This window comes from Kribbella endophytica (assembly GCF_054781295.1).
Genome location: NZ_BAAGUR010000002.1, coordinates 1,158,606 through 1,170,315, shown reverse-complemented (window position 1 = coordinate 1,170,315; position 11,710 = coordinate 1,158,606). Strand labels below are relative to the sequence as shown.

The 11,710-nt window shown below is 69.2% G+C and carries 9 protein-coding genes; 1 reads left to right on the top strand and 8 read right to left on the bottom strand.

What is annotated here, in order from left to right:
• Window positions 1-13: 13 nt before the first annotated feature.
• The 6 genes from uvrB to coaE form a co-directional block, all read right to left on the bottom strand.
• A complete protein-coding gene (gene uvrB / locus ACYVIO_RS23890) occupies window positions 14-2,116 on the bottom strand; it encodes an excinuclease ABC subunit UvrB (RefSeq protein ID WP_460653087.1) in 2,103 nt (700 codons plus the stop codon).
• Between the two features lie 71 nt (window positions 2,117-2,187).
• Window positions 2,188-2,994 carry a hypothetical protein gene (locus tag ACYVIO_RS23885; RefSeq protein WP_460653086.1) on the bottom strand — a complete coding sequence of 269 codons (807 nt, stop codon included), beginning with the start codon at window positions 2,992-2,994 and terminating at the stop codon, window positions 2,188-2,190.
• 40 nt (window positions 2,995-3,034) lie between these two features.
• Window positions 3,035-4,015: a hypothetical protein gene (locus ACYVIO_RS23880; RefSeq protein ID WP_460653085.1), complete on the bottom strand. Its 981-nt coding sequence runs from the start codon at window positions 4,013-4,015 to the stop codon at window positions 3,035-3,037.
• On the bottom strand, window positions 4,012-5,043 hold the full coding sequence (locus ACYVIO_RS23875; protein WP_460653084.1) for a hypothetical protein: 1,032 nt from the start codon (window positions 5,041-5,043) through the stop codon (window positions 4,012-4,014). The genes ACYVIO_RS23880 and ACYVIO_RS23875 overlap by 4 nt, the downstream gene beginning before the upstream one ends.
• Complete coding sequence (locus ACYVIO_RS23870) at window positions 5,040-6,197, bottom strand: PrsW family intramembrane metalloprotease (protein ID WP_460653083.1); 1,158 nt, start codon at window positions 6,195-6,197, stop codon at window positions 5,040-5,042. Before ACYVIO_RS23870 ends, ACYVIO_RS23875 begins: the two co-directional genes overlap by 4 nt.
• Before the next feature lie 81 nt (window positions 6,198-6,278).
• Window positions 6,279-6,887: a dephospho-CoA kinase gene (gene coaE, locus ACYVIO_RS23865; protein WP_460653082.1), complete on the bottom strand. Its 609-nt coding sequence runs from the start codon at window positions 6,885-6,887 to the stop codon at window positions 6,279-6,281.
• 108 nt (window positions 6,888-6,995) lie between these two features.
• Here coaE and ACYVIO_RS23860 point away from each other — a divergent pair, with 108 nt between their 5' ends.
• Window positions 6,996-9,746 carry an AfsR/SARP family transcriptional regulator gene (locus ACYVIO_RS23860; protein ID WP_460653081.1) on the top strand — a complete coding sequence of 917 codons (2,751 nt, stop codon included), beginning with the start codon at window positions 6,996-6,998 and terminating at the stop codon, window positions 9,744-9,746.
• A 3-nt stretch (window positions 9,747-9,749) separates the two neighbouring features.
• Here the strand turns inward: ACYVIO_RS23860 and ACYVIO_RS23855 are convergent, their stop codons facing one another.
• Entirely contained in the window at window positions 9,750-10,106 is a 357-nt protein-coding gene (locus tag ACYVIO_RS23855) for a YrdB family protein (protein WP_460653080.1), read from the bottom strand.
• A 78-nt stretch (window positions 10,107-10,184) separates the two neighbouring features.
• Entirely contained in the window at window positions 10,185-11,681 is a 1,497-nt protein-coding gene (gene rpsA, locus ACYVIO_RS23850; RefSeq protein WP_460653079.1) for a 30S ribosomal protein S1, read from the bottom strand.
• Window positions 11,682-11,710: the final 29 nt, after the last annotated feature.

Below are 11,710 nucleotides of genomic sequence, written 5' to 3'. Positions count from 1 at the left end.
TGAGCGCCGGCGACTACTTCGCCCCGGCGTTCACCATCTGCCGGAGCTCCTTCTTCAGTTCTGAGATCTCGTCGCGGTAGCGCGCCGCCACCTCGAACTGCAGCTCGGCCGCGGCGTTGTGCATCTGGTCGGTGAGCTGCTGGATCAGGTCGGCCAGGTCGGACGACGGCAGGCCGCCGGCCAGTTCCTTCGCCTTCTCGCCGGCCTTCTTGCCACCGCCTGGCACCGGTGCCTTGCCGCGCGACTGCGTCCGGCCGTTGCCGAGCAGCTCGGCGGTGTCGGCGTCCTCGCGGGCCAGCATGTCGGTGATGTCCGCGATCTTCTTGCGCAGCGGCTGAGGATCGACGCCGTGCTCGGTGTTGTACGCGACCTGCTTGGCGCGCCGTCGGTTGGTCTCGTCGATCGCCATCTCCATCGACGGCGTGATCTTGTCGGCGTACATGAAGACCGCACCCGACACGTTTCGCGCCGCACGGCCGATGGTCTGAATCAGCGACCGGCCCGACCGCAGGAAGCCTTCCTTGTCCGCGTCGAGGATCGCGACCAGCGACACCTCCGGCAGGTCGAGGCCTTCGCGCAGCAGGTTGATGCCGACCAGTACGTCGTACTCGCCCATCCGGAGCTCGCGGAGCAGCTCGACCCGGCGCAACGTGTCGACCTCGCTGTGCAGGTACCTGGTCCGGATGCCCATCTCGAGCAGGTAGTCGGTCAGGTCCTCGGACATCTTCTTGGTCAGCGTGGTGACCAGGACGCGCTCGTTCTTCTCGACCCGGAGCCGGATCTCGTGGATCAGGTCGTCGATCTGGCCCTTGGTCGGCTTGACGATCACCTCGGGGTCGATCAGGCCCGTCGGCCGGATGATCTGCTCGACGAACCCGTCGGACTTGTCCTGCTCGTACTGCCCCGGGGTCGCGGACAGGTAGACGGTCTGGCCGATCCGCTCCAGGAACTCCTCCCAGCGCAGCGGCCGGTTGTCCATCGCCGACGGCAGCCGGAAGCCGTGCTCGACCAGGGTCCGCTTGCGGGACATGTCGCCCTCGTACATCCCGCCGATCTGCGGCACGGTGACGTGCGACTCGTCGATCACCAGCAGGAAGTCCTCGGGGAAGTAGTCCAGCAGGCAGTGCGGCGCCGTGCCGGCCTCGCGGCCGTCGGTGTGACGGGAGTAGTTCTCGATGCCGGAGCACGTGCCGATCTGGCGCATCATCTCGATGTCGTACGTCGTACGCATCCGCAGCCGCTGAGCCTCCAGCAGCTGCCCGCCGCGCTCCAGCTCGGCCAGCCGGTCGGCCAGCTCCGCCTCGATCGACGTGATCGCCCGCTCCATCTTCTCCGGGGCGGTGACGTAGTGCGTCGCGGCGCCGATGTAGAGCTCGTTCTCCTCGCTGAGCACCTCGCCGGTCAGCGGGTGCAGCGTCATCACCCGCTCGATCTCGTCACCGAAGAACTCCACCCGCACGGCGAGCTCCTGGTACACCGGGAAGACCTCGAGCGTGTCGCCGCGGACCCGGAACGTGCCCCGGGTGCCGGCCAGGTCGTTGCGCGCGTACTGCACGCCGACCAGCTTGCGGAGCAGGCCGTCGCGATCCATCTCGTCGCCGACCTTCACGTGGATCATGCGGTTCAGGTACTCGTCGGCGGAGCCCAGGCCGTAGATGCAGGACACCGTCGCGACCACGACGACGTCGCGCCGGGTCAGCAGCGACCAGGTCGCCGAGTGCCGGAGCCGCTCGACCTCCTCGTTGATCGAGGAGTCCTTCTCGATGTAGGTGTCGGTCTGCGGGACGTACGCCTCGGGCTGGTAGTAGTCGTAGTACGAGACGAAGTACTCGACCGCGTTCTCCGGGAAGAAGCTCCGCAGCTCGGTCGCGAACTGCGCCGCGAGCGTCTTGTTCGGCTGCAGGATCAGCATCGGCCGCTGGATCTTCTCCGCCAGCCAGGCCATCGTCGCGGTCTTACCCGTACCGGTGGCACCCAGCAGTACGACGTCCTGCTCGCCGGCGTTGATCCGCCGCTCGAGCTCGGCGATCGCGGCCGGCTGGTCGCCGGCCGGGTCGAAGTCGGACACCACCTGAAGTGGCGCGACCATACGCTGGAGATCGGTGACCTGTCTCATGCCCTCCACCGTACGACCCCGCGCCGACAGTTTCCGAAATCGCGATCCGTACGCCGTCCGCCGAAGGCCGGTCAGAAGGAGCGGACCAGGGTCCCGTTCATGTTCAGGATCTCCTGCTTGCGCTTCGGCCAGACCTCGCGCTGCAGGGCCGCGTCGGTCGCCGTGGTCTGCCCGGTGAAGTCCTCGAAGGTCTGCACGAAGCCCGAGAACACGACCGACTTCTTGCCCTTGACCGGGACCACGGCGGAGTAGTTGGTCGCGTAGCAGAGCTTGAGCGCCTTGTTCGGGCAGGGCCGGAAGCCGCCCTTGCCGATCACCACGTGCTCGAGGTTGTTCGACTCGACGTCGACCAGGTGCTCGGCGAACTGCTTGGCGCCCATCAGCGTGGTCTGCCGGATCCAGAAGTACCCGTCGATCGCACCCGCGCGGCCCGGCTCGGGCAGCAGGTAGTTGTGGCCGGACCGGGTCTTGTCCGAGTCCTTCACCCAGCCCTTGGCCGGCGTGAACCAGACTCCGCCGCCGATCTCGACGCCCTTGTCGTACGGGCCCTTCGTGATCTGGGTCACGGTCGGCGACGGCGTGGACGGGGTGTACATCGTCCCGACCGGCGCCGGCGTCAGCGTCTCCCCGGCAACCGGCGCGGCCGGGGTGTCCTTCTTGCCACCCGTGACCAGCAGCACCGCACCCGTCGCGATCAGTACGACGGCCAGCGCGGCGCCGCCGATCACGATCCACTGGGTCTTGCGGTTCTTCCGTCCACCCGGCCGGTACTGCGGCGGGTAGCCAGGACCCGGACCCCAGCCGCCCTGACCGGCCGGCGGAAGCGGCTGGTTGGGCGGCTGGTACTGGTTCTGGGGAGGTCCGTACTGCTGACTCATCAGGGCCTCTCGAGCTGTGTGGTCTGGTTGAGCTGTGTGGTCACAGACTGTCGATGACCGACTGCCTCATCGGCGCCGCCTCGGACTCGGCCTTGGCCGCGTACGTCGCGTTGCTGCGGAAGTCGAGCGCGGTCACGACGCCGTCCTTGCGCCGGTACACCTCGACCGAGCCTTGCACCTTGCCGGTCTTGGCGACGGTAGAGGTGTAGCTGATCGCGACGCACTCCACCAAGACGTCCTTCGGGCACGGCAGGTTCCGTACCTTGCCCAGCGCGGTGGTCTCGTTCTCGGTCTCACCCTCGACGATGCCCAGCAGGTAGGTGTTGGCGGACACGTTCAGCTTCTGCCGGACCCACAGGAACGCCAGCGCCTCGCGCTTCGGGGAGTAGGTGACCAGCTGCTTGCCCTCGGTCTCCGTGGTGAGCAGGCTCCAGCCGTTGGCCGGGACGATCGAGACGCCGTGGTCGACGGCGATCGCGTTCGCCGGCGGCGTGTACGTCGAGGCAGGCGGCGTGGTCACTGTCGGAGTCGGAGTCTTGGCCTTGTCATCGCCGCCAGTCAGTACGACGAGCGCCACGGCGACCAGCAGCACCACCGCCAGACCACCCGCGATCGGCAGTAGCAGCGGCGGGACCGGTGGCTTCTTCTTCACCGGCTCGGGGCGCCGCAGCGACGGCGGTCCGACCTTGTCGCCCCAGGCGGAGCTGGTCCCGGTCGCACCCCCCGCGCCAGCGGCGGACTCGTCGGCTTTGCCCCAGCCGCCCGCTGCCGGCGTACCGGCATCCGGCTGGGCCGGAGGCATCGGTGCGGTCGGCTGGTCCGGCGTGGCCCGGCCCCAGCCACCGTTGGCCGGTGCGGCCGGAGCGGCCGGGTCGGTCCACGGTGACGGGCGTGGCGGAACCTCCAGCGACCACGGTGACGGCGGCAGCTCCTCCTCGGGAGCCGCGCCCTCGTCGTCGTCCGGATCGGTCTTGCGGACCCAGGGGTTGTCGGCCGGGCCCTTGTCGCGCTTGTTACTCACTGGCTCGCAATCACCGACTTGAACATGGCAGTCGAGTCCGGCTGCAACGTCGCGGACTTGTCCTGCCGGCCGTACACCTGAACGATCGTCATGATCCCGTCGTTGCGCTCGATCACGCCGATGAACCCGACCACGCCGAAGCTTCCGCCCTGGCCGGTCGAGGTGGACTGGAACGCCTGGGTCGAGACCTGCTTCACCGGCGTCTTGTCGTCGGCGCCGGGCGTGTCCTTCTGCACCTCTTTGGCCTTGAAGCCGGTCGGCCGCGCCTTCTTCTCGCTCGCGATCAGGATCGGCAGCACGGTGTCGGCCGTGTCGCTGCCGGCCTTGACGGTCTGCACCATGAAGTAGCCCTCCCCCTGCTTGAGCAGGTAGACGCCCTTGAAACCCTCCAGCGTCTTGCGAAGGTACCCCGCGGCCGGATCGACGAACACGCCCTCCCCGACCTCGATGCCCTTGTCGAGGTTCTCACTCGGCTGGCCGGTCGGCTGCGGGTTCGGGTCGGGCTGGACGTTGTTGTCGTCGTTCCGGCCGAAAACCAGCGCCAGCACGACACCGATCACCACCACGACGGCCAGCGCACCACCGGCGAGCACCAGGATCTTCTTGCTGCCCTGGCCACGCCCACCGCGCGGCTGGAACTGCTGCGGCTGTCCCCACTGCTGCTGCGGCGGGTACTGCTGCTGCTGGAACTGCTTCGGAGGCCCTTGCTGGTACGGCGGCTGCTGCGGAGGACCCTGCTGGTACGGCGGTTGCTGCGGCGGGCCTTGCTGGTACGGCGGCTGCCCCTGGTAGGGCGGCTGGCCCTGCGGCGGTCCCTGGTAAGGCGGCTGCCCCTGCGGCGGTCCCTGGTACGGCGGCCGCTGCTGCTGAGGCGGAGGCCCCTGCTGGTACGGCGGCTGCTGAGGCGGCTGCCCCTGGTACGGAGGCTGACCCTGCGGCGGTCCCTGGTACGGAGGCTGCGGCGGCTGCCCTTGGTACGGCGGCTGCTGCGGCGGCCGGCCCTGGTACGGCGGTTGCTGGTTGCTCATGCCACGACCCCTCGCTCCGACTTGGGCACCGACCGCACCGCGTTGCCACACGCGGAGCAGAAGTCCGAGTGCGCCAGTAGCGGCATCTCGCACCGCGTGCAGAACGCCTGCTCACCCGACGCGTGGTTCGACCCACCGCGGGCAGCCGACTCGAGCGCTGCCTCCAGCAGACCCTTGTGCAGGACAGTCCGGACCAGCACGATCAGCGCTCCGAGCAGCAGCAGCCCCCAGATCACACCGAGCACCGCTCCGATCCAGGAGCCCTGTCCGCCGACGAAGCCCAGCAGGTAGACGCCACCCTGGAACAGCGCGTTCACCACGATCGCCTGCAGCACACCGATCACCCAGCGCGGGGTGAACCCGTCGTACTTCTCGCCCAGCCCGGAGAACTCCGCCACGGCCAGTCCGGCTGCCGACCCGTAGATCAGCGGCTTCACGAACCCCTGCAGCACCACGATCGAGATCCACGTCCCCGCACCGGAGCCCGGACCGGCGAACCCGCCGCTGATCCAGCCCCAGTGCAGTACCAGGGTCTCGAAGCAGGCGAACCCGACACCGGCGACCACCCCGAAGGTGAAGCCGTCCATCAGGTCGTCGTACCGGGGCCTGGAGGCCAGGTAGAGCGGTCCGACCTGCTGGATCAGGACCGACACGACCGGGACGAGCAGCAGCAGGATCAGCAGGTCACGGCCGACCGGACCGGCGTCGTTGCTGCCGATGGTGTCCAGCGACAGGCCGATCCGGTCCGACCAGAGCCAGGTGAAGACACCCGCCAGTACGCCGGTCAGCAGGAACGCTGCCACGACGACCGGGATCGGCTCGTCCTCCCAGAGGTTCACGTCGTACAGGTAGAGGATGTAGACGATCGGGATCGCGAAGGCGGCCACCATGATCGCCACCGGCAGCGCACCGACCGCCGCCGTCACCACGGTGAGCAGCAGGGCGACGCCGAGCGCCACCTTGTAGGTGTACGGCTGCTGGCCGGAGCCCTGCGGCATGATCGTCGACACCAGCTTGAACGAGGCCACCGGCTCGTCCGGTCTGGCGGCGTACGCCTTCTTGCGCCCCGGGTCCGCCGACCGCAGTCCGCTGCCACAGTGGTGGCAGAACTGCGAGACGTCGGGGACCTCGGAGCCGCAGCGGGGACACTCCACGCTCTCTCCCTAGCTAGGACCTGCGGGACCGGCGTGATTCTCGTACAGGCCGGCCGGGAAACATCATTTCCCGCGCAGGGGTCACGCTTTCGTGTCCGTTCCGTGCCCTGTCAGCCGGTTCCAGACCTCGTCGACGCGGCGATCCAGGTCGTCCAGGCTGCCCGCGTTGTCGATCACCACGTCCGCGGCCGCCAGCCGGTCCTCGCGCGAGGCCTGCGCCGCGATCCGGCGCCGCGCCTCGTCCTCGGCCATCCCGCGCTGCGTGGTCAGGCGCTCGACCTGTACGTCGACCGGTACGTCGACCACCAGCACCAGGTCGAACCTGTCCGCCTGACCGGTCTCCACCAGCAGCGGGATGTCGTGCACCACCACCGCGTCGTCCGGCGCCGCCTGCTCGATCTCGGCCGCCCGGGCGCGGACTCGCGGGTGGATGACCGCCTCCAGCTTCCGCCGAGCCGTCTCGTCGCCGAACACGAGTTTGCCGACAGCCGGGCGGTCCAGCTCGCCGTCAGCCGTCAGTACGCCGTCGCCGAACGCCGCGACCACCTCCGCCAGCCCGTCGGTCCCACGCGCGACCACCTCTCGTGCCAGCACGTCGGAGTCGATCACCACGGCTCCCCGCTCCCCCAGCCGCCGCGACACCGAACTCTTGCCCGACCCGATTCCCCCGGTCAACCCGACTCTCAGCACGCCTGCACCCTACCGACCCTGTCCGGCTGGCGAACGAACCACCGGCTCGGGCCGACCGTCACCCCCGCTGTCCCCGAGAATGGGCGGCACGCACACAGGAGGACCGACTTGGAGATCCGGCTGCTCGGGCCGTTCGAGACGCTGCTCGACGACGAGCCGCTCCCTGGGCTGACCGGTCGCGTCCGCGCTCTCCTGGCGGTCCTCGCGCTCGCCGTACCGGACTCTGTCTCCGTCGACGCCATCGGCCAGCGACTGTGGGGTGACAACCCGCCGGCCAACCTGCGGCCCAGCGTGCACACCTCGGTGGCCCGGCTCCGCACCCTGCTGGCGCCCGAGCTCAGTCTGGACACCACACCGGGCGGCTACGCCCTCCGCATCGACCCGCAGCAAGTCGACGCACTCGTCTTCACCCAACTGCTCGAACAGGCCGCCCAGGCGAGCACCCCGACGGCCGAGCGCGACCTGCTGACTGCTGCGCTGGCCCTGTGGCGCGGTGAACCGTTCGGCGGCATCCGCTCGGACTGGCTCGACCGCGAGCAAGCACCGCGGCTCACCGAGGCGTACCTGTCCGCCATCGAACGCCGGGTGGACCTGGACCTCGCCGCCGGCCGCCACGACGTCGTACTGCCACCCCTCCGCGAGCTCACCGCCACGCACCCCCTCCGCGAGTCCCTCTGGCTCCGCCTGCTCACCGCACTGAGCCGCTCGGGCCGACCGGCCGAAGCACTCACCCTGTACGACGAACTACGCCGCCGCCTCGCCGACGAGCTAGGCGTAGACCCGGAAGCCGAGCTCCGCGGCCTGCACGCCGAGCTGCTCGAAGCCACCGAGCCCAAGCGCCCCAGCCAGACCGCCATCGCCCCACGCCAACTCCCACCCGGCCCAGCCCGCTTCACCGGTCGCACAGCCGCACTGGACCGCCTCGACACCTTGAGCACTGGTACCGGCAGCTCCCTGGCGATCCTGGCAGTCCACGGTCAAGGCGGCGTCGGCAAGACCTCCCTGGCCCTGCACTGGGCTCACCGAGTGGCCGACCGCTTCCCGGACGGCCAGCTGTACCTGAACCTCCAGGGCTACGGCCCCGGCGACCCCATGGACCCAGATGCCGCGCTCGACATCCTGCTGCGCGCCCTCGGCATCTCCGGCGAGCAGATCCCCGAGCGCGGCCCAGCACGCACGGCAATGCTGCGGACCGTCCTGGCAGACCGCCGCGTCCTTCTCCTGCTCGACAACGCCCGCGACGCCGAGCAGGTGCGACCACTCCTCCCCGGCTCCGGCTGCCTCGTGCTGATCACCAGCCGCAGCCAGCTGCGCTCGCTGGCCGCGCGAGAAGGCGCTCACCGAGTCGCGCTCGACCGCTTCGGCCCAGACGACGCGGCGACGTACCTGGCGGCGACCTTCGAGCCCCACCACGTCCAGGCGAGCAGCACCGAGATCGCTGAGCTGAGCGAACTCTGCGGCCACCTGCCCCTGGCCCTGGCGATCGCAGCCGAGCGAGTCACCAGGGACCCGGCAGCCGGCGTACGGGCCTTGATCAGCGAGCTACGTGATCACCCCGATCGGCTCGGCGTACTGGATGTCGACGAGGACGACGACGGTGCCCTCCGCGTGGTCTTCGACTGGTCGTACCGCGTGCTGGCGCCTCCGCAGGCTCGGCTGTTCCGGCTGCTGGCGTTACAGCCGGCACAGGACCTCGGGCTGGAAGCCGTTGCAGCGTTGGCTTCTGGGTCCGAGCGGGAGACCGCCCGATGCCTGGATGGGCTGGTCGGCGCTCACCTGCTGGAGCGGCCCGGTCGCCGCTACCAGCTGCACGACCTGCTGCGGCTCTACTCGAACACTCTGGTCCAGCAGGCCGAGGAGCCGGCCGAGCGTGAGGCTGCGCGGGCCCGGCTGCTGGACTGGTACGCGCACTCGGCCCTCAACGGCAAGGTCATGCTGGAGCGGTCGGAGCCGCTGCTGGACTTCGGCTCGCCACTGCCTGGGGTGACGCCGCTGACGTTCGACGCTACGCCGACGGCCGCTGACTGGTTCACCGCCGAGCGGCACGTGCTGATCGCGGCGGTGTACGACGCCGTACGCCACGGGCACGACCGGGCGGCGTACCGGCTGGCCTTCGCGCTCTGGCCGTACCTGATCTACCTCCGCGCCTTCGACGAGCTCTTCGAGTTGCAGCGCGTCGGGCTCGAGGCTGCACGCCGTACCGGCGACGTGGTCGCGGAGGCCACCCTGGCCCTGGGCCTCGGGGCCGCGTACCTGCATCGCCGGGACTTCCAGAGATGCTCCGAGCACCTCACTCACGCGCTGAAGCTGTTCGACTCCCTCGACGACCAACGCGGCCGGGCCTCGGTCCTCACCGGCCTCGGCCGGATGTTCCGGTACGCCGGTGACGCGCAGGCCTCCATCGAGCACCACCAGCAGGCCATCGCCGCGCTGGCGCCGGACGACCACGTCGAGATCGCCCGCAACCTGTCGAGCATGGCCCAGATGTACCTGGCCGACGGCCGGTACGACGAAGCCTGCGCCGCCGCCGAACAGGCCGTCCTCCGCAACCGCACCTCAGGCGAACGCCGCGCCGAGGCCTTCGCCCTGGAAACCTTCGCCACCGCCCAGGCAGCCCGCGGCGACCACGCCACCGCGGTCACCCTCTACCAGCAGTCCCTCACCATCTGCCGAGACCTCCGCGACCGCTGGGGCGAAGCGGTCGCCCTGGCCAACCTCGGCCACGCCCACCAGCAGTCCGGCAACCCCGCCCAGGCCCGCGACCACTGGCAGCAGTCCCTCACCATCCTCACTGCCAACAACCTCACCGGCGCCCCCGAACTCAACAAGGAGTCCCTCGAAGCCCTGCTGGCGGACTGAAGCTCAACCTGAGGACGCCTCCGGGGACAGATTGCCGAGACGGATGGCCAGCAGGTTAGCCACGACGACCACGGCGAAGAGCACGGCCAACAGCGGGTGGTCGAGATCCCAGAGAGCCAACGCGGCGAGGCCGAAGACCAAGGTCTTCACGATCGCCCGCGGCACCGGGCCGCGGCGCGCGGTGGGGGCCGCGAAGAGGCCCCACAGAACGGCGCCCGCCAACGGCAGGCCGATGGCGAGAATGAGGCCGCCGGCCAAGTCGTCGCCGGTGTGCCAGCCCCACCAGGCGAAGACGCCCAGCGCGATCAGCTCGACCAGGAACGCCACCGTCAGATTCCCCCACCGCCACAGTTCGCGCACGGCTCAGGGTAAAAGGCGAGACCCCCGCACCCAGTACGGGGGTGCGGGGGTCTCGGGTCCTGCTGGCTAGGGAACTACTCAGCCCTGGCCGGTCAGCTTCTCGCGGAGAGCCTGGAGCGCCTCGTCGGAAGCGAGCGCGCCCTCGGCGGGAGCGTCGTCCTTCGGAGCCGCGCTGGCGCCGCCGCCGGTGGCCGACGAGTACGTCGAGGCCTCGCCGGCTTCGACGTCCGCCGTCTTGGCGTCCTCGATCTGCTTCTTGTGAGCTTCCCAGCGCGCGTGGGCCTCGGCGTACTGCCGCTCCCACTCCTCACGCGCCGAGTCGAAGCCCTCGAGCCACTCGCCCGTCTCGGGGTCGAAGCCGTCGGGGTAGACGTAGTTGCCCTGGTCGTCGTACGTCGCCGCCATGCCGTACAGCGTGGGGTCGAAGTCGTCGGAGACCGGGTCGACACCCTCGTTGGCCTGCTTCAGCGACAGCGAGATCCGGCGACGCTCGAGATCGATGTCGATGATCTTGACCATCACGTCGTCGTTGACCTGGACGACCTGCTCCGGGATCTCGACGTGACGCTCGGCGAGCTCGGAGATGTGCACCAGACCCTCGATGCCCTCCTCGACGCGGACGAACGCACCGAACGGCACCAGCTTGGTGACCTTGCCGGGCACGATCTGGCCCATCTGGTGGGTCCGGGCGAACTGCTGCCACGGGTCTTCCTGGGTCGCCTTCAGCGACAGCGAGACGCGCTCGCGGTCCATGTCGACGTCCAGCACCTCGACCGTGACCTCCTGGCCGACCTCGACGACCTCGGTCGGGTGGTCGATGTGCTTCCAGGACAGCTCGGAGACGTGCACCAGACCGTCGACGCCGCCGAGGTCCACGAACGCACCGAAGTTGACGATCGAGGAGACGACACCCTTGCGGATCTGGCCCTTCTGCAGCTGGGTGAGGAAGTTCATCCGCACCTCGGACTGCGTCTGCTCCAGCCACGCACGGCGCGACAGGACCACGTTGTTGCGGTTCTTGTCGAGCTCGATGATCTTGGCCTCGATCTCCTGGCCGACGTACGGCTGGAGGTCGCGGACCCGGCGCATCTCGACCAGCGACGCGGGCAGGAAGCCGCGCAGGCCGATGTCCAGGATGAGGCCACCCTTGACGACCTCGATGACGGTACCGGTGACGACGCCGTCCTCTTCCTTGATCTTCTCGATCGTGCCCCAGGCCTTCTCGTACTGGGCGCGCTTCTTCGAGAGGATCAGGCGGCCTTCCTTGTCCTCCTTCTGGAGAACCAGGGCCTCGACGTGGTCGCCGACGTTGACGACCTCGTTCGGGTCGACGTCGTGCTTGATCGACAGCTCGCGCGAGGGGATGACACCTTCGGTCTTGTAACCGATGTCGAGGAGAACCTCGTCCCGGTCGACCTTGACGATGGTCCCTTCAACGATGTCGCCGTCGTTGAAGTACTTGATGGTCTGATCGATCGCCGCGAGGAAGTCTTCCTCCGACCCGATGTCATTGACCGCTACCTGCGGGGTGGTGCGCACTGCGGGGTCGAGAGGTGCCTCGATGCTGGCCGTCATGTGGTGGGTTGCTCCGTGGGCTGATGGTG